Genomic DNA, 18,397 nt, shown 5'->3' with positions numbered 1-18,397 from the left:
CAGTCCATACTAGCATGAAAAGGTGATTGTCAGTGAAAAAAATCCATATTATTTTAATATTTTGTTGCATGAGCATTTTAACAGGGTGTATGTATCCAAGAGAAAATATGAAACAAAGTGCTATTCCTTATGAAGACCAGTTGCAAGTTGTACAAAAAGCCATTAATACATATAAGGAGCAAACGGATGGTTTATTACCAATTAAGACGCGTGATATGAGTACGCCGATTTATCAGAAGTATCCAATTGATTTTCAAAAAATTGCTCCAAGGTACATACAAGAGGCACCAGGGAATGCGTATGAAAGTGGTGGAGTATATCAATATGTATTAATAGATGTTGAAAAAAATCCGACAGTAAAGTTAATTGATGTGAGAATGGCGGAACAAATTCAAGAAGTGGCATTGAAGCTAAGGATGTATCGGGATGAACATCAATATCCACCTTTTAAAAAAGTGATTACAGATGGTGTTTATGAATTAGACTTCAAAAAACTAGGATATAAAGATGTACCACAAGTGACAAGTCCGTACTCAGGAAAAGGTCTCCCTCTTGTAATCAATGAAAAAGGAGAATTGTTTGTTGATTATAGAATCGACTTATATGAAGCGTTGAAAAAAAATGAAGGGCAATTTAAAGAAGGTGAAGATATCCGGGGGATATTATCGGAGGATTCCCCGTTTGTTCCTGCATATTCTTTGCCGTACACAGTAAAAAATGGAGAACCAATTTTTTTAAAATCATAAGTCATGAACCTTTCTTTTAGTGAATAAGTTCTAGAAGAAAGGTTTTTTATGTTATACAACTTGCGATGCAAACAAAAGGTATTTTTAAATAGTCATATGAAATTGGACAAAATTATATGATATATTGTCCGAACTTCTAGAATACCATTATATTATATCAGATATTATAGGCAACGTTAGAGAAGGTATTAGTTGACTATAAACGTGGAATTATTCCCAAAAATATTGAGGGAGGGAATCACTTGGAAAAGGTAGATATTTTTAAAGATATTGCGGAACGCACAGGCGGTGATATTTATTTTGGAGTTGTAGGAGCTGTTCGAACAGGGAAATCAACATTTATTAAAAAATTTATGGAACTTGTTGTTATTCCCAATATTGAAAATGAGTCAGACCGTCAAAGAGCGCAGGATGAACTGCCTCAAAGTGCTGCTGGTCGTACAATAATGACGACGGAACCGAAGTTTGTTCCAAACCAAGCGGTTTCTATCGAAGTAGATGAAGGTCTTGAAGTGAATATTCGATTAGTAGATTGTGTTGGATATACGGTTCCAGGAGCAAAAGGCTATGAAGATGAGAATGGTCCGCGCATGATTAATACTCCTTGGTATGAAGAGCCTATTCCATTCCATGAAGCTGCAGAAATCGGAACACGTAAAGTAATTCAAGAGCATTCAACAATAGGTGTCGTTATTACAACAGATGGAACAATTGGTGAAATTCCAAGAAGAGATTATATAGAGGCAGAAGAACGCGTTGTAAATGAGTTAAAAGAAGTAGGAAAGCCTTTCATTATGATTATCAATACTGTACAGCCATATCATCCAGATACGGAGCAGTTACGTCAAAGTTTATCAGAAGAATATGATATCCCAGTAATTGCGATGAGTGTAGAGAGTTTAAGAGAAACAGATGTGTATAACGTACTTCGAGAAGCGTTATTCGAGTTCCCGGTTTTAGAAGTGAATGTAAACCTTCCGAGCTGGGTAATGGTGCTAAATGAAGGACATTGGTTACGCCAAAGTTATCAGGAAGCGGTTCAAGAGACTGTAAAGGATATAAAACGTCTTCGTGATGTGGACCGTGTCGTTTGGCAGTTTAGTCAATATGAATTTATTGATCGAGCAAGTCTAGCTGGCATTGATATGGGGCAAGGTGTGGCAGAGATTGATTTATATGCGCCAGATGAATTGTATGATCAAATTTTAAAAGAAGTAGTAGGAGTAGAGATTCGAGGGAAAGATCATTTATTGAAGCTTATGCTCGATTTATCTCATGCGAAAACAGAGTATGACCAAGTGGCGGATGCTCTGCGGATGGTAAAACAAACCGGATATGGAGTAGCAGCGCCTGCATTAGCTGATATGAGCTTAGATGAACCGGAAATTATTCGTCACGGTTCAAGGTTCGGTGTTAAATTAAAAGCGGTTGCGCCGTCTATTCATATGATTAAAGTGGATGTAGAATCAACATTTGAACCGATTATCGGTACTGAAAAACAAAGTGAAGAACTAGTTCGTTACTTGATGCAAGATTTTGAAGATGACCCGCTATCAATTTGGAATTCTGATATATTTGGGCGCTCTCTTAGCTCTATTGTTAGAGAAGGAATTCAAGCGAAGTTATCACTAATGCCAGAAAACGCTCGTTATAAGTTAAAAGAAACGCTAGAAAGAATTATTAATGAAGGATCTGGCGGATTAATTGCGATTATATTATAAGAAAAAAATCCCTCTAATTGCAGAGGGATTTTTTTCTTTTTGAGTTCGTAATAGAAAAATAAACAGTCATTATCTAATATTTTGTTGTAAATTGTCAAGTTTCATCAGAAATTCACATTTTAAGAGTAACAATTTCCTTAAAAATATTGAATTATAAAGGAGAATCGTATAATATAGGCGTTGATAATGATTTATCTACATCTTTGTAGTATAGAATTTGCAAAAATTGCCTACAAATGAAAGTAAGACTCATTTTATGATCATTATACAGTCTTATCTTTGGGAGGAGGTGAATGGCATGAACAAGACAGATTTAATCAATGCTGTTGCAGAAGCAAGTTCCCTTTCTAAAAAGGACGCAACAAAAGCAGTGGACGCTGTTTTTGATTCTATCTTAGAAGCTTTAAAACAAGGTGATAAAGTACAACTAATCGGATTCGGTAACTTCGAAGTTCGTGAGCGTGCGGCTCGTAAAGGTCGTAACCCACAAACAGGTGAGGAGATTGAAATCGCTGCAAGTAAAGTACCTGCATTCAAACCTGGTAAAGCGTTAAAAGATGCGGTTAAATAATCCTTACATATTAACAGGGAAGAAGAGTTTCCTTTTTGGAAACTCTTCTTTTTGCTTTTAAAAACATAAATATGCTAGAATGTGTTCGTATCACTTTTAGGTTTTTCGGGAGGGCTAGCGGATGGCAAAAGTTAATTTAGAACAAATTGAACATGCAGTACGTCTTATTTTAGAGGCAATCGGAGATGACCCAAATCGCGAGGGAGTACTTGATACACCGAAACGTGTTGCGAAAATGTACGCAGAAGTATTCTCGGGGATGCATGAGGATCCAAAAGAGCATTTACACAAAGTATTCGGAGAAGACCACGAAGAGCTTGTATTAGTAAAAGATATACCATTCTATTCGATGTGTGAGCATCATCTTGTTCCGTTTTATGGAGTTGCTCACGTTGCATATATTCCGCAAGGTGGAAAAGTAACGGGACTAAGTAAATTAGCTCGTACTGTAGACACAATTGCGCGTCGTCCGCAACTACAAGAACGTATTACATCAACAGTAGCTAACTCTATTATGGAAGTACTAGAGCCGCATGGTGTAATGGTAGTAGTAGAAGCAGAGCATATGTGTATGACGATGCGTGGTGTGAAAAAGCCTGGTGCGAAAACAGTAACGACTGCAGTGCGCGGCGTGTTAGAAAATGATGCAGCAGCACGTAGTGAAATTTTATCGTTTATTAAGACGAATTAAAGAAGAGCGGGAAACTGCTTTTCTTTTTTTTATATACAAAAAAATGATATAGTTTTAATGTTAAAGAGCAAGAATATAAAGGTTGAAAATTACTTCTGCCTTTTGTGGAAATGAATGTTTGTAGTTGTTAGAGACGAAGATAACTTGTATGAACAAAAGTTAAGGCTTTATTCGGTGGCAGTTTGGCAGAAGTAGCCAAGTTTTGATTATAGAAAATAGAATGTATGTGTTATAATAAATTTTATGAATTAGAAAACAAGGGTGATTTTTTGTGTGTGACATCTACGGAGGGTATGCGGGTATTAAAGAGAAATTGATGGAGAAATTACGCCATCCTTATTTTATAAACTATATTGAAGAACCATTTATTGATGAAGAAAAAATAGCGCTGTTATACGGTGCATTAAAAAGTGCAAATATACATAAAGAACAAATTGATCATTATGTCGTAACGATTATGCTTGTACAAATTGCTCTTGATACACATGAAAAAGTATCAAATAAAGCAAACGAAGAGACGAGTGGATTCCATAAGCGTCGTCAATTGACAGTTCTTGCAGGGGATTATTATAGTGGTCTATACTATTACTTATTGTCAATGAATTGTGATATTATCTTAATTCGTGCACTTGCTGAAGGAATTAAGGAGATTAATGAACATAAAATTATGCTGTATCAAAAAGCACATGTGACGATTCAAGACATAATGGAAAGTGTAGTAATAATTGAATCTGCGCTTTTGCAAAAAACATGTGATCATTTTCAGTTATCTAATTGGAAACCATATATAACTTATGTGTTAGGAAAAAATCGTCTTCAAAAAGAGTGTCAATTGTATGCTGATAAACAAAATTCACCTGTTTTTCAAGCAGTCCAAAAAATCTCATTGGATGATGATAAAAATTTGGAAACAGTTATTAATGAATGGCTTATGGAAATGAGAAAGCAAGAAGAAAATTTTTTAGAGAATCATACAGAAGTTAATGAGATAATTTCTATGTTAAGAGATAAATCAAGGACATAAGCAACTTTACATTGGAAGAAGGTACGAGCATGCAACAATCAAAAGAAGAAAGAGTACATGACGTATTTGAGAAAATTTCTGATAAATACGATGTGATGAATTCTGTAATTAGTTTTCAAAGGCATAAGGCATGGCGCAAAGAAACGATGCGAATTATGGATGTGAAACCCGGGAGTAAGGCACTTGACGTATGCTGCGGGACGGCAGATTGGACAATTGCACTAGCGGGAGCTGTAGGTGAAGATGGGAAGGTTTACGGTTTAGACTTTAGCGAAAATATGCTAGCTGTCGGTAAACAAAAGGTAGAAGCTTTAGAATTAAAGCAAGTAGAACTTATGCATGGAAATGCAATGGAACTTCCTTATGAAGATAATACGTTTGATTATGTAACGATTGGTTTTGGGTTACGTAACGTTCCGGATTACATGCAAGTATTAAAAGAAATGACGCGTGTAGTAAAGCCTGGTGGAAAAGTAATTTGCCTGGAAACATCTCAACCAACGATGATAGGTTTTCGTCAAGGATATGTCTTATACTTTAAATATATCATGCCGTTATTTGGAAAGATGTTTGCGAAAAGTTATAAAGAATATTCATGGCTTCAGGAATCTGCTAGTACATTCCCAGGGATGAAAGAGTTAGCACGTATGTTTGAAGAAGCTGGGCTTAAGAATGTGCAAGTGAAACCATTTACTTTTGGTGTAGCAGCTATGCATTTAGGTATTAAACCAGAATCAAAATAGAAAAAAGAAAAAAGACGTTTTAGGTTAAGGTGAACAATATGAAGTTACAACTTATGTACTCTTTTTTACGATCGGATATTAATGTTATAGAAAAAGAATTGAAGAAGACAGTTGCTTCTGAGCAGCCGTTAGTAGAAGAAGCGGCATTACAGCTTATTGAAGCAGGTGGGAAGCGGATTCGCCCTGTTTTTGTTTTGCTTGCAGGGAAATTTGGGGATTATAAGTTAGATGCAATTAAGCATGTTGCGGTTGCATTAGAACTTATTCATATGGCTTCGCTTGTTCACGATGATGTCATTGATGCTGCGTTTTTACGACGCGGTAGCGCAACAGTGAATGCGAAATGGGGAGATCGTATTGCAATGTATACAGGAGACTACTTGTTTGCGAAGTCTCTTGAATGTATAACAAATATAGAAATTCCAGATGCACATCAAGCGTTGTCTCATACAATTTTAGAAGTTTGTAAAGGTGAAATCGAACAAATTAAAGATAAGTATAACTATGATCAAAATTTAAGAACGTATTTAAGAAGGATAAAACGAAAAACAGCATTGTTAATCGCCGCGAGTTGTCAGTTGGGAGCGATTGCTGCTGGTGCTAATCGTGATACTGTAAATCGTCTATTTTGGTATGGATATTTTGTTGGTATGTCTTATCAAATTATTGATGATATTTTAGATTTCGTATCGACAGAAGAGAAGCTTGGAAAGCCTGCTGGTGGTGATTTATTACAAGGTAACATTACATTACCTGTTTTGTATGCCATGGAAGATCCAGTTCTTCGTCAGAAAATTACATCTGTGCATGAAAATACAACAGCAAGTGAAATGAAAGAAATTATTGATGATATTAAAGTGAGCGAAGCTATTGATAAAGCATTTTCGTTTAGTGAACGTTATTTACATAAAGCATTAGAAATAATAAAACCACTCCCTCGTGGACAGGCGAAGTATGCGTTGCAAAATGTTGCAAAGTATATTGGAAAACGAAAATTTTAGTGATTTTTCTAAAAAATAAAATAATCTCTCTATTTCAAAACTATTGCACAATTGTGATAAGGGTGTTACTATGTGTGTGGGGATATACAATTACATACATAATTCAGAAGTGGAGAGATTTTTTATGGAAAAAACATTTCTAATGGTAAAACCAGACGGTGTACAACGTGCATTCATTGGGGAAATCGTAGCTCGTTTTGAGAAAAAGGGCTTTCAATTAGTTGGTGCAAAATTAATGCAAGTTACTCCGGAAATTGCTGAACAACACTACGGTGAGCATAAAGAAAGACCTTTCTTTGGTGAATTAGTAGACTTTATTACATCTGGTCCTGTATTCGCAATGGTATGGCAAGGTGAAAATGTAGTAGATACAGCACGCAATATGATGGGTAAAACACGCCCACATGAAGCTGATATGGGAACAATTCGCGGAGATTTCGGTGTAACTGTTGCGAAAAACATTATCCACGGTTCGGATTCTTTAGAAAGTGCAGAGCGCGAGATTGCTATTTTCTTTAAGGAAGAAGAATTAGTAGACTACTCAAAATTAATGAATCAATGGATTTACTAATTATTTTGAAATAATTTGTAAACGCTTTAATAACTGTGATAATAGTAAAAAGTGCAAGAAGAATAGGGGTATTCTTCTTGCACTTTTTTTATTTCGATCAGTTACGAAGTTAGGACTGTTATGATATATTGGTATGTAAAGTAAAAGGTCTATTATTATGGAAATAATAGAATAATTACAAGTAGGGAAAGCAAATACTCGATTTACTATATAATTTCTTTGTATTTTAAAGAGTGATGGAAGATAATATAGTTACTTTATGTAGCGGGATAAATACATATGCGAAAAGAGGAATAACGTATGCGATATATTACAGCTGGTGAATCCCACGGTCCGCAACTTATGACAATTTTAGAAGGTGTTCCGGCAGGATTATCTTTAGTAGCGAATGATATAAATGAAGAATTAGCTAGAAGACAAAAAGGATATGGACGCGGTAGACGCATGCAAATTGAGAAAGACCAAGTGCAAATTGTAAGTGGTGTTAGGCATGGGAAGACGATGGGGTCCCCGATTGCACTTGTTGTTGAAAATCGTGATTTTACACATTGGACAAAGGTTATGGGTGCAGAGCCGTTAACTGAGCAGGAAGAGAAAGAAATGAAAAGGCAAGTTACGAAACCTAGACCTGGACACGCAGATTTAAATGGTGCGATTAAATATGGTCATAGAGATATGAGGAATGTATTAGAGCGTTCTTCCGCACGTGAAACGACAGTTCGTGTTGCAGCGGGTGCAGTTGCAAAAAAAATATTAGCGGAATTAGGTATACAAGTAGCGGGACATGTTGTCGAGATTGGTGGTGTCCAGGTAGAAAATATTAAATATAACTCTATTGCGGAATTACAAAGTACTACAGAAGCATCTCCTGTACGTTGTTTAGATGAAAAGGCCGGTAAAAAGATGATGCAAGCAATTGATGATGCGAAGGCAAATGGTGATTCTATCGGCGGTATTGTTGAAGTAGTTGTAGAAGGAATGCCAATCGGAGTAGGTAGCTATGTACATTATGATAGAAAATTAGATGCAAAATTAGCAGCGGCAATTATGAGTATTAACGCTTTTAAAGGTGTTGAAATTGGAATTGGTTTTGAAGCAGCACATAGACCTGGAAGTGAAGTGCATGATGAAATCCTTTGGGATGAAGTGCAAGGGTATAGAAGAAAAACGAACAATGCAGGTGGATTAGAAGGTGGCATGACAACTGGTATGCCGGTTGTTGTGCGCGGTGTTATGAAACCGATACCGACATTATATAAACCGCTTCAAAGTGTTGATATTGATACGAAAGAACCTTTTACAGCGAGTATTGAACGTTCAGATAGTTGTGCAGTGCCAGCAGCTAGCGTTGTGGCTGAAGCTGTTGTGGCTTGGGAGCTCGCAACAGCTTTAATTGAACAATTTGGATTAGATCGTATCGATCTTATACGTGAAAATATTGAGAAACATAATGAATATGCGAGGGGATTTTAATGGAGAACATACATATTCAAACGAAATCAAAAGAATATGATGTACATGTTGGAAGGGAGGCGTTGTCACATTTAACAACGCTTATTCAAAAAATGAATCCTGCGGTATCTAACATAATGATTATTTCTGATGAAGCTGTTGCATCACTGCATTTACAGACAGTTGTTGATGCATTGCAAGTAGAGCAAAAAGTATTTTCGTTTGTTGTACCGAGTGGCGAAAAAGAGAAGTCTTTTGAAAATTTCTATGAGGCTCACACTTCGGCTCTTGAAAATAAATTAGATAGAAATTCTTTAATCATCGCACTTGGAGGCGGAATGATTGGAGATTTGGCTGGATTTGTTGCGGCGTCGTTTATGCGTGGTATTCGCTTTGTCCAAGTTCCAACGACTTTATTAGCTCACGATAGCGCAGTAGGCGGGAAAGTAGCAATTAACCATCCACTAGGAAAAAATATGATTGGAGCGTTTCATCAGCCAGAAGCTGTTGTATATCATACGCCATTTTTACATTCACTTCCTGAAAAAGAGTGGCGATCAGGTTATGCAGAAGTGATAAAGCATGCTCTTATTGGTGATGTAGAGCTATATCATTGGTTAAAAGAAGAAGTGCAAACGTTAACGGATCTTCGTGATGAAAAGTTAATTCATATATTAACGAAGGCGATTCCTGTGAAAGCGAATATTGTGTCGCAAGACGAAACAGAAAAAGGTGTACGTGCCCATTTAAATTTTGGGCATACGTTAGGACATGCTCTTGAAAAAGAGTTAGGATATGGAAATATTACTCACGGTGATGGAGTAGCGGTTGGTATGCTATTTGCCATATTTTTAAGTGAGCAAGTGTACAAAATTGATCTTTCTTATGAAGAAATGAAGCAGTGGTTCTTGAAATACGGTTATCCAAAAATGCCAAGTGACTTGAATGTAGAACGTCTCGTTCAGTTGATGAAACAAGATAAAAAAGCAAATGCTGGAACAATTCATATGGTGCTTATGCAGGAATATGGGGGAGTGAATGTCGTATCTATTTCAGATGAGACTGTTCATATTGCGTTAGAAGCATTTCAAAAGGATATGGTCTAAAAAAGTTGGTAGAACAGGTATGAAATGCATATTTAAAGGTATTCTCGTAATGGTGACGGTTATGATGAAAGATGACAGTAAGGAATTATAAATCATATCAATGACTGGGGGAATAAAAGTGAGAGTAAAAGAGCAATTGTTAACTTTGAGAGCATATGTACCTGGGAAAAATATTGAAGAAGTAAAAAGAGAATATGGATTGTCAAAAATTGTGAAGTTAGCATCGAATGAAAATCCGTTTGGCTGCTCTGCGCGTGTGACAGAAGCATTAACTTCGTTAGCCAATCAATATGCACTCTACCCAGACGGGGCGGCTTTTGAGCTTCGTGAGAAAGTAGCAGAGCATTTAAGTGTAAAAGCGGAACAACTTTTATTTGGTAGCGGGTTAGATGAAGTCATTCAAATGATTAGTCGCGCTTTGCTACATAACGGAACAAATGTTGTAATGGCGAATCCTACGTTCTCACAATATTATCATCATGCTGTTATTGAAGGAGCGGAAGTTCGGGAAGTACCACTTGAAAATGGTATTCACAATTTAGATGCAATGTTACAGCAAGTAGATGAGAAAACGAAGATTGTATGGATTTGTAATCCGAATAATCCGACAGGTACATATGTAGAAAAACAAAAATTACTTTCATTTTTAGAATCAGTTCCAAAGTCAGCGCTCGTTATTATGGACGAAGCATATTATGAATATGCTGGGGCAGAAGATTATCCGCAAACATTACCCCTTCTTGAAAAGTACGAAAATCTTATGGTGCTACGCACATTCTCAAAAGCATATGGATTAGCTGCTTTTCGTATTGGATATGCGATTGGGGATGCAAAGCTTATTGGGCAGCTAGAGGTAGCAAGACTACCATTTAACACATCAACTATCGCCCAAGCGGTAGCATTAGCGGCAATAGAGGATCAACAGTTTTTACAAGAGTGTGTGAAGAAAAATGCCGAAGGATTAAATCAATATTATGCATTTTGTAAGGAATATAACGTATTCTACTATCCATCTCAAACGAATTTCATTTTCTTGAAACTCGGTATACCTGGTAATGAAGCTTTCGAACGATTAATGAAAAAAGGATATATCGTTCGTTCTGGTGCAGCATTTGGTATGCATGATGGTATTCGTATTACTGTTGGATTAAAAGAAGAAAATGATGAGATTATTGAATTACTTACGGAACTTGTAAAAGAACAAGTGAAGAAAGAAGAAACGTATTCTTAAGAAATGGTGAAGGCTCCTGTAACAGGAGCCTTTTTCATTTGAACTGCAATAAGGGGAGTTGTTTGCACGTTCAAGAAAGAAAACGTTACAATAGAAGTAGACGTATAAGAAGAACTATTGTACATATAAACTATTTAAAATGTGAGGAGGATACAGTTTGAAACTAGTAGGACGAAAAAATAGTTTGAATGGGAAAATTGTTGTTCCAGGAGATAAATCTATTTCACATCGCTCTGTTATGTTTGGAGCGATAGCGGAAGGGACGACGAAAGTATCAAATTTTTTATTAGGAGAAGATTGTTTAAGTACAATTGCATGTTTTCAAAAACTAGGTGTCCAGATTGAACAGAGTGGGAACGATGTCACGATTTATGGTAAAGGATTAGCAAATTTGCAAGAACCGAAAGAAGTATTAGATGTGGGAAATTCAGGGACGACTATTCGTCTGATGCTTGGAATTTTAGCAAATACGCCGTTCCATAGTACGATAATTGGGGATGCATCAATTGGAAAACGTCCTATGAAACGTGTTACAGACCCGCTTAGTAAGATGAATGCTCAAATTGATGGTAGAGAAAACGGACAATATACACCTTTATCTATTCGCGGTGGTAAGGTAAAAGGTATGCATTATCATTCACCAGTAGCGAGTGCACAAGTGAAGTCAGCAGTTTTACTTGCGGGTTTGCAAGGGGAAGGCGTAACTACAGTAACAGAGCCTATGCAATCTCGTGATCATACGGAAAGAATGTTACGTGCATTTGGTTGTACCGTAGATGTTAATGGACGTACCGTTTCATTACAAGGCGGACAACAACTTAAAGGTGCAGACATAGAAGTTCCAGGAGATGTTTCTTCGGCGGCATTTTTCTTAGTAGCTGGTGCAATTGTCCAAAATAGTAAGCTTGTATTGGAAAACGTTGGTTTAAATCCGACGAGAACAGGGATTTTAGATGTATTAACAAAGATGGGTGCACTTATTTCTATCAATCATATTAGAAATGAAGAGTTTGAGCCGTGCGGAGATATTATGATTGAAACATCTAAACTAAAAGGAATAGAAATTGGTGGAACTCTTATTCCAAGATTAATTGATGAAATTCCTGTAATTGCTTTATTGGCAACGCAGGCAGAAGGAATTACTGTTATTAAAAACGCTGAGGAGTTAAAAGTAAAAGAAACAAACCGTATCGATACGGTTGTAGATGAATTAGGCAAATTAGGCGCGAAGATTGAACCTACATCAGATGGTATGATTATATATGGTAAACAAAGTTTAAAAGGAAATACTGTTAATAGTCACGGCGATCATCGTATTGGGATGATGCTTGCAATCGCATCGTGTATTATAGATGGAGAAGTGAAAATAGAGAATAGTGATGCGGTCGCTGTATCGTATCCGAAATTTTTCGAACAATTAGCTGCGCTATAAGAGCAAATATAGGAAGAGGTAGTTCACTCAAAAGGTTGCGTTCTTACACCTAGTTGCTTATGATAAATGAACAGAAGAGAATATTTTTTGAATTAAAGGAGACGTTTATGCAAAAGTTTGAACAAGCTGTTTCTTATATTGAAAACGGTGAAGCAGAAAAAGGATTACAATTATTAAAAGAACAACTACGAGTTGCTAATGATGAAGAGAAGTATGATATCGCTCGTTACTATCATACACTTGGGTTTATGGATGAGGCGTTAGCAATTATTGATGATTTACGCTTGTTATATCCAGAAGAAAGTGAATTTACATTATTTTTAGCAGAATTATATATTGATTTAGATAAAGAAGATGAAGCGATTGAAGTGCTTCATGATATTCCAGAAAATGATGATCTATATGTTCAATCGCTATTACTTGTTGCAGATTTATTCCAAATGCAAGGTTTTGATGATGTAGCAGAACAAAAACTATTAAAGGCAAAAGAAATGATGCCAGACGAACCTGTTATTACGTTTGGATTAGCAGAATTATATAGTAGTAAAGGTGAAGAGAAAAAGGCGATCACTTATTATGAATCGTTACTAGCAGAACATAAAGTTATGGGCGGTGTTGTCATTGCGCTTCGTCTAGCAGAAACTTTAAGTGCTATTGGAAACTGGGAAGAGGCAATCTCTTACTATGAGGCGGGGTTAGAAGAGCAAAAAGATATTCACTCACTATTTGGATATGCCTTTACATTATACCAAGGGGAAGAATATCAAAGAGCAATTGGTGCTTGGCAAGAATTAAAAGAATTAGATCCTGAGTACGCATCGTTATACATGTATTTAGCGAAAAGCTATGAAAAAGAAGGCATGCTTCAAGAAAGCTATGAAACACTTCAAGAAGGAATTAAAGTAGATGAGCTTTCTGTTCCTTTCTATGTAGAATTAGCGAATATTGCGGCGAAATTAGGTAAAATAGCGGAGGCAGAAGAAGTGCTTCAAAAAGCGCTGGAGCTAGATCCGGGACATTTAGGTGCGACATTAAAATATGCGTATATCTTAAAAGAACAAGAGAAATACGAAGAGCTAATTGCAGTTGTAGAGCGTACAATTGACAGTGGAGAGCCAGATACACAACTACTTTGGGATCTTGCATTTGCAAAAAAACAATTAGAAATGTATTCGGATGCATTAAAACACTATGAAAGTGCATATACTTCTTTTAAGAATCATCCAGATTTCTTGGAAGAGTACGGTTATTTCTTATTAGAAGAAGGAATGCGAAAAGAGGCGAAAGAAGTATTTACGCAGTTAATACAACTAGACCCGACACAAATTCATATTGAAGAATTGTTATATAATTTAGAGGATTTTTCGTAAGTTGGAAGGAAACTGAATGCCGCTTCTTGAATCTAAAAAGAAAAGAGCAAGACAGAGGAGGGACTTAATCGCTATGAATACCCCTGTTTCTGTAAACGAGAAGAAGGATTTTGTAAAATGGTTTTTGAATAATTACCAACTGAAACAGCGTGAATGTGTATGGATTTTGAATTATTTAATGAGTCACGATCAATTAATGCATAAAGTCCACTTCGTAGAACATGCAAAATATTGTCCGCGTGGCTTAGTAATGTCAGCGAATTGTGTGAAAGACACACCGTTTCACTTTTTTAAACAAAATGTAATGACAACAGATGCAGAAAAGTCGTTTCATGATATTCGTTTGAATCGAGATGAGGATATTTATATTCAGCTTAATTTTAAATCATCGTTCCAAAATGCAAACTATGTAGCTGTATTAGAAGAAAATCCATATTTGCCAAAGCATATTGAAGTGAATGAAAAAGATCGATTGCTTGCAGAACGATTTTTAGAAGAAAGTGTATTCTCATTTAGAAGAGAGCGTCTTTTGAAACAAATTGATGAAGCTTTGGATAAGCAAGATAAGGAAGCATTTCATAGGTTAACAGCAGAGTTGAAAATTTTATAGAATTCATTTTGATTATGTAATCTTTACGAATTTCAGACTTTTTAAGAAAAACTACTTAATAATAGGTAGTTTTTCTTTTTTTACCTCTTTTAGTATGGTTTAATATATATAAAGTGAAAGTTCTGTCATTTATGGTGAAGGAGGGGAGAAAAGGTGAAATGGATTGTAAAAGATGTGGAACAGTTTGAGCAAGCGAGGGAGTATGTAGATACAGGGATTATCCCCCTTTTGTCTATTTCGGCAGCAAAAGAAATGAAAATGGTTGTAGAGCAAGGTGAATTTATTGAGGCTTTGAGTATGGAGTTGGAAAGGGAGTATAAAGGAAGAGTGCTTTTACTGCCCGCATTTACGTATTTGGTAGAGAGCCAAAAGAATGAAAAAGACCGTTTGCAAGAATGGACAGATCATTTGCAAAGGCAAGGTTTTAAGCATATTGCCTATGTGACAAGTGATTTTTCATGGAAAGAAGATATGCAAGAGTTGCAGGGTGATTTATTTTGGTTTCCATCGTTATCATTAGAGCAATTTAGTGATCAAGCGAAAAGGGAAGTTATTCGTGCTCACATAAAAAATATTATGGTAATGTTGGAAGAAAGATGGATAAGGTAATAATAAACAGAAAGTTCTTATTATTATGAGTAGTATGATATTGACCTATACAAGAGGGTATTATATCATGATAGTGTCCTAGTATTTATTTTTTATATAATTTTTTCACGAGGGGACAATTTCTGATAGAGGGGGGAAATTTTCGTGAGCGAGAAAGAACATCGTGTGTCAAGAAGACAGTTTTTAAATTACACACTTACAGGGGTAGGAGGCTTTATGGCGGCGGGTATTTTAATGCCGATGACGCGGTTTGCGCTTGATCCGGTGTTAAGAAAAGAAGCGGGAACAGATATGGTTGCTGTTGGACAAGTAAAGGATATTACAACAGAGCCGAAGCGCTTCGATTTTAAGGTGAAGCAGGTTGACGGATGGTACAAGTCTGAAGAGCCAAAATCTGCTTGGGTGCATAAAGATGAAAGCGGAGACATTGTTGCGTTTTCTCCAGTGTGTAAACATTTAGGTTGTACAGTGAACTGGAATTCGGACAAAGCACATCCTAATCAATTCTTTTGCCCGTGTCACGGGGGACGTTACACAAAAGATGGGATGAACATTAAAGGCACACCGCCTCTTGCTCCACTTGACGTATACGAATCCAAAGTAAAAGATGGAACACTTTATTTAGGAAAAGCGAAGCCAAAAGGGGGTGCAAAGTAGATGCTAAATAAAATTTATGATTGGGTGGACGAACGTTTAGATATTACACCGATATGGCGTGATATCGCTGATCATGAAGTACCTGAGCATGTTAACCCGGCGCATCACTTTTCTGCATTCGTCTACTGCTTCGGAGGACTTACCTTTTTCGTTACTGTAATTCAAATTTTGTCTGGAATGTTTTTAACGATGTATTATGTGCCTGATATTAAAAATGCTTGGGAGTCGGTTTACTATTTACAAAATGAAGTTGCGTATGGACAAATTGTTCGTGGTATGCACCACTGGGGTGCCAGTCTCGTAATTGTAATGATGTTTTTACATACACTCAGAGTTTTCTTCCAGGGTGCGTATAAAAAGCCTCGTGAGTTAAACTGGATTGTTGGTGTTCTTATTTTCTTTGTTATGTTAGGTCTTGGTTTTACCGGATATTTATTACCGTGGGATATGAAAGCTTTATTTGCTACGAAAGTAGGGATTCAAATCGCAGAGCAAACGCCGCTCATTGGTCCTTATATTAAAACATTACTCGCTGGTCATTCCGAAATTGTTGGCGCTCAAACATTAACTCGCTTCTTTGCTATTCACGTCTTCTTCTTACCAGCAGCACTTCTAGGTTTAATGGCCTTCCACTTCATCATGATTCGCAAACAAGGTATTTCCGGTCCGCTATAAGAGATTGCTAAATTAAAGGGGAAAGAACAAAAGGAGGGAGATTATGCATCGCGGCAAAGGGATGAAGTTTGTAGGAGATTCTCGGGTACCAGTAGCCCGGAAACCAAATATTCCAAAAGATTATTCTGAATATCCAGGGAAAACAGAAGCGTTTTGGCCGAATTTCTTGTTAAAAGAATGGATGGTTGGTGCAGTTTTTTTAATCGGTTATTTATGTTTAACAGTGGCGCATCCGTCACCGCTTGAGAGAATGGCGGATCCTACAGATGCAGGATATATACCACTTCCAGATTGGTATTTCTTATTCTTGTATCAGTTATTAAAGTATTCGTATGCTTCAGGCTCATTTACTGTAATTGGTGCGTTTATTATGCCGGGGATTGCGTTTGGAGCGTTACTATTAGCTCCATTTCTTGATCGAGGCCCAGAAAGACGCCCGCTGAAGCGGCCTGTGGCAACTGGATTTATGCTTTTAGCAATTGCATCGATTATCTTTTTAACTTGGGAATCTGTAGCACACCACGACTGGGAAGCTGCAAAAAAACAAGGAGCAATTGTAAAAACAGCACCAGTTGATAAAAATGATGATGGATACAAGTTAATGCAAAAAAATACTTGTTTAACATGTCATGGTGACAATTTACAGGGCGGTGCGGCAGCACCGGCTTTGCAAAACTTAACTTTAAAACCAGAAGAAATCGCTAAAATTGCGAAAGATGGAAAAGGTTCAATGCCTAAAGGGGTATTTAAAGGTACAGATGAGGAACTGAAAAAGCTTTCGGAATTCGTTGCAAAGTATAATAAAAAATAATAGAAAAGCTGACTACAAAATCTGTAGTCAGCTTTTTATTTTGATGACGGAAAGTTTGCTATATAATAGAGTAGAGTTCGATGAAAGAATTACTTTGTTTGAAAGGTGTTGGACATACAGCTTGGTTTACTTGTATGCAATGTTAAGGCAACGTTCGGTACTATTATTTTTATTGGTTGTTAACATATTAGGTACAATTTACGGATTCATATGGTATGGAAATCAATTAAAAGAAACCTCACCTATATTTTGGCCGTTTGTACCAGATAGCCCTATGGCAAGTCTCTTTTTTGTCTTTGTTTTAATTGCTTTTTTGATGAAGAAGAACTGGGGGTTAATAGAAGCGTTAGCGATAGTTACTTTAATAAAATATGGTATTTGGGCTGTTGTTGTAAATGCAATTATGATTTATGTAAAAGGTCCTATTGGCCTTATGGGATATATGTTAATGTTATCTCATTTTGTGATGGCAGTGCAGGGGATGTTATATGCTCCGTTTTATCGGATAAAAAAATGGCACTTCACTGTAGCTGGCATATGGACATTACATAATGATGCAATTGATTATTTATTTTGGCAAATGCCGAGATACGGGATTATGCATTTGTTTGTAGAGAAAATTGGTTATTTTACGTTTTGGTTAAGTATTGTTGTACTGTGTATTACATATTATTATTGCTTACATGAGAACCGAAAACAGTTTTCTTTATGATGATGAGGACATTTAGGGGGAGAAAATGAAGAAAAATAAGAGTGGTATAAACATATTGGATCGATTGATCACTTTAGTAGTTTCCTATAGCATAGCATTTTCTGTTTTCGCTCTCGCGGCAACGATAGTTGTATATGGAAAATGGTTGTATTATTTAGAAATTGATTTTTTAAATATTCCAGATTTAGCGGATATGACGAAAGATGAAATTAAGAGAAACTATGACGTGCTTATTACATATTTATCGCCGTTTTATGAAGGTGCATTACAATTGCCGACATTAGATATGTCCACAAATGGCCGCATTCATTTTGTGGATGTTAAAAATATTTTAGTAAAGATTCAATATATAATGTATGGAACGATTGTAATTGCTGTATTAGGAGGAGCGTATTTATTAAAAAAGAAAAAAGAAAAGTTTTTACTTCACGGAGCGATTCTTACAATTATTTTTCCAATAGCTCTTACGTTACCAATTGCTATTAATTTCGACAAGAGTTTCGTATTATTTCACAAGCTTTTATTTAGCAATGATTATTGGATGTTTGATATTGAAACAGATCCGGTTATTTTAATGTTACCGGAAGAATTCTTTATGCATGCTGCATGTGTTATTTTATTATTGATTTTAGGCGGTAGCATACTTTGTTACGGTGTGTATAAA

The 18,397-nt window shown here is 36.3% G+C and carries 20 protein-coding genes; all 20 read left to right on the top strand.

Annotated features, from left to right (window positions below; translation table 11 throughout):
- The first annotated feature begins 32 nt into the window (after window positions 1–32).
- Window positions 33–746 (top strand): hypothetical protein, encoded by a 714-nt coding sequence (locus V7038_RS03635; RefSeq protein ID WP_002202614.1) that lies wholly within the window; start codon window positions 33–35, stop codon window positions 744–746.
- A gap of 242 nt (window positions 747–988) precedes the next feature.
- The gene (gene spoIVA, locus V7038_RS03630; RefSeq protein WP_000416521.1) at window positions 989–2,467 is read left to right on the top strand and encodes a stage IV sporulation protein A; all 1,479 of its coding nucleotides are present in this window, start codon (window positions 989–991) and stop codon (window positions 2,465–2,467) included.
- Window positions 2,468–2,765: 298 nt separating this feature from the next.
- Complete coding sequence (locus V7038_RS03625) at window positions 2,766–3,038, top strand: HU family DNA-binding protein (RefSeq protein WP_001043860.1); 273 nt, start codon at window positions 2,766–2,768, stop codon at window positions 3,036–3,038.
- Between the two features lie 121 nt (window positions 3,039–3,159).
- Complete coding sequence (gene folE, locus V7038_RS03620; protein ID WP_002011819.1) at window positions 3,160–3,729, top strand: GTP cyclohydrolase I FolE; 570 nt, start codon at window positions 3,160–3,162, stop codon at window positions 3,727–3,729.
- Window positions 3,730–4,000: 271 nt separating this feature from the next.
- Entirely contained in the window at window positions 4,001–4,753 is a 753-nt protein-coding gene (locus V7038_RS03615; protein ID WP_002030763.1) for a heptaprenyl diphosphate synthase component 1, read from the top strand.
- A gap of 29 nt (window positions 4,754–4,782) precedes the next feature.
- Window positions 4,783–5,496 (top strand): 2-heptaprenyl-1,4-naphthoquinone methyltransferase, encoded by a 714-nt coding sequence (menG, locus tag V7038_RS03610; protein ID WP_002086620.1) that lies wholly within the window; start codon window positions 4,783–4,785, stop codon window positions 5,494–5,496.
- A 38-nt stretch (window positions 5,497–5,534) separates the two neighbouring features.
- Complete coding sequence (gene hepT, locus V7038_RS03605; protein ID WP_002201136.1) at window positions 5,535–6,497, top strand: heptaprenyl diphosphate synthase component II; 963 nt, start codon at window positions 5,535–5,537, stop codon at window positions 6,495–6,497.
- A gap of 124 nt (window positions 6,498–6,621) precedes the next feature.
- The gene (gene ndk / locus V7038_RS03600; protein ID WP_002064527.1) at window positions 6,622–7,068 is read left to right on the top strand and encodes a nucleoside-diphosphate kinase; all 447 of its coding nucleotides are present in this window, start codon (window positions 6,622–6,624) and stop codon (window positions 7,066–7,068) included.
- A 300-nt stretch (window positions 7,069–7,368) separates the two neighbouring features.
- Window positions 7,369–8,541, top strand: a complete 1,173-nt coding sequence (gene aroC / locus V7038_RS03595) for a chorismate synthase (RefSeq protein WP_002202612.1) — start codon at window positions 7,369–7,371, stop codon at window positions 8,539–8,541.
- The gene (gene aroB, locus V7038_RS03590) at window positions 8,541–9,626 is read left to right on the top strand and encodes a 3-dehydroquinate synthase (RefSeq protein ID WP_070128151.1); all 1,086 of its coding nucleotides are present in this window, start codon (window positions 8,541–8,543) and stop codon (window positions 9,624–9,626) included. The genes aroC and aroB overlap by 1 nt, the downstream gene beginning before the upstream one ends.
- A gap of 118 nt (window positions 9,627–9,744) precedes the next feature.
- Complete coding sequence (hisC, locus tag V7038_RS03585; RefSeq protein WP_002201133.1) at window positions 9,745–10,857, top strand: histidinol-phosphate transaminase; 1,113 nt, start codon at window positions 9,745–9,747, stop codon at window positions 10,855–10,857.
- 157 nt (window positions 10,858–11,014) lie between these two features.
- Window positions 11,015–12,289, top strand: a complete 1,275-nt coding sequence (gene aroA, locus V7038_RS03580; RefSeq protein WP_070128152.1) for a 3-phosphoshikimate 1-carboxyvinyltransferase — start codon at window positions 11,015–11,017, stop codon at window positions 12,287–12,289.
- Window positions 12,290–12,396: 107 nt separating this feature from the next.
- Entirely contained in the window at window positions 12,397–13,659 is a 1,263-nt protein-coding gene (locus V7038_RS03575) for a tetratricopeptide repeat protein (RefSeq protein ID WP_002202607.1), read from the top strand.
- 73 nt (window positions 13,660–13,732) lie between these two features.
- Window positions 13,733–14,269 carry a ReoY family proteolytic degradation factor gene (locus V7038_RS03570; protein ID WP_002086615.1) on the top strand — a complete coding sequence of 179 codons (537 nt, stop codon included), beginning with the start codon at window positions 13,733–13,735 and terminating at the stop codon, window positions 14,267–14,269.
- Between the two features lie 153 nt (window positions 14,270–14,422).
- Complete coding sequence (locus V7038_RS03565) at window positions 14,423–14,878, top strand: YpiF family protein (protein ID WP_002158585.1); 456 nt, start codon at window positions 14,423–14,425, stop codon at window positions 14,876–14,878.
- A gap of 144 nt (window positions 14,879–15,022) precedes the next feature.
- Window positions 15,023–15,535, top strand: coding sequence for a menaquinol-cytochrome c reductase iron-sulfur subunit (gene qcrA, locus V7038_RS03560; RefSeq protein ID WP_002158584.1), 513 nt, complete (start codon window positions 15,023–15,025; stop codon window positions 15,533–15,535).
- Window positions 15,536–16,210: a menaquinol-cytochrome c reductase cytochrome b subunit gene (qcrB, locus tag V7038_RS03555; protein WP_000932700.1), complete on the top strand. Its 675-nt coding sequence runs from the start codon at window positions 15,536–15,538 to the stop codon at window positions 16,208–16,210. It abuts the gene before it with no gap.
- 43 nt (window positions 16,211–16,253) lie between these two features.
- Window positions 16,254–17,021 carry a menaquinol-cytochrome c reductase cytochrome b/c subunit gene (gene qcrC, locus V7038_RS03550; protein WP_000554601.1) on the top strand — a complete coding sequence of 256 codons (768 nt, stop codon included), beginning with the start codon at window positions 16,254–16,256 and terminating at the stop codon, window positions 17,019–17,021.
- Between the two features lie 121 nt (window positions 17,022–17,142).
- The gene (locus tag V7038_RS03545; protein ID WP_335469174.1) at window positions 17,143–17,733 is read left to right on the top strand and encodes a DUF1405 domain-containing protein; all 591 of its coding nucleotides are present in this window, start codon (window positions 17,143–17,145) and stop codon (window positions 17,731–17,733) included.
- A 25-nt stretch (window positions 17,734–17,758) separates the two neighbouring features.
- On the top strand, window positions 17,759–18,397 hold a 639-nt coding region (locus V7038_RS03540), incomplete at its 3' end, for a TIGR01906 family membrane protein (RefSeq protein ID WP_335469171.1).

This window comes from Bacillus sp. JJ783, assembly GCF_036963225.1.
Lineage (GTDB): Bacteria > Bacillota > Bacilli > Bacillales > Bacillaceae_G > Bacillus_A > Bacillus_A cereus_U.
This window is presented reverse-complemented; position numbering and strand designations above follow the sequence as displayed.

What these genes read in the sequence shown, in the direction of transcription:
- V7038_RS03625 (WP_001043860.1), top strand. Translation starts at nt 2,766, where the DNA reads ATGAACAAGACAGATTTAATCAATGCTGTTGCAGAAGCAAGTTCCCTT.
- hepT (WP_002201136.1), top strand. Translation starts at nt 5,535, where the DNA reads ATGAAGTTACAACTTATGTACTCTTTTTTACGATCGGATATTAATGTT.
- menG (WP_002086620.1), top strand. Translation starts at nt 4,783, where the DNA reads ATGCAACAATCAAAAGAAGAAAGAGTACATGACGTATTTGAGAAAATT.
- ndk (WP_002064527.1), top strand. Translation starts at nt 6,622, where the DNA reads ATGGAAAAAACATTTCTAATGGTAAAACCAGACGGTGTACAACGTGCA.
- aroB (WP_070128151.1), top strand. Translation starts at nt 8,541, where the DNA reads ATGGAGAACATACATATTCAAACGAAATCAAAAGAATATGATGTACAT.
- folE (WP_002011819.1), top strand. Translation starts at nt 3,160, where the DNA reads ATGGCAAAAGTTAATTTAGAACAAATTGAACATGCAGTACGTCTTATT.
- qcrC (WP_000554601.1), top strand. Translation starts at nt 16,254, where the DNA reads ATGCATCGCGGCAAAGGGATGAAGTTTGTAGGAGATTCTCGGGTACCA.
- V7038_RS03570 (WP_002086615.1), top strand. Translation starts at nt 13,733, where the DNA reads ATGAATACCCCTGTTTCTGTAAACGAGAAGAAGGATTTTGTAAAATGG.
- qcrB (WP_000932700.1), top strand. Translation starts at nt 15,536, where the DNA reads ATGCTAAATAAAATTTATGATTGGGTGGACGAACGTTTAGATATTACA.
- V7038_RS03575 (WP_002202607.1), top strand. Translation starts at nt 12,397, where the DNA reads ATGCAAAAGTTTGAACAAGCTGTTTCTTATATTGAAAACGGTGAAGCA.
- aroC (WP_002202612.1), top strand. Translation starts at nt 7,369, where the DNA reads ATGCGATATATTACAGCTGGTGAATCCCACGGTCCGCAACTTATGACA.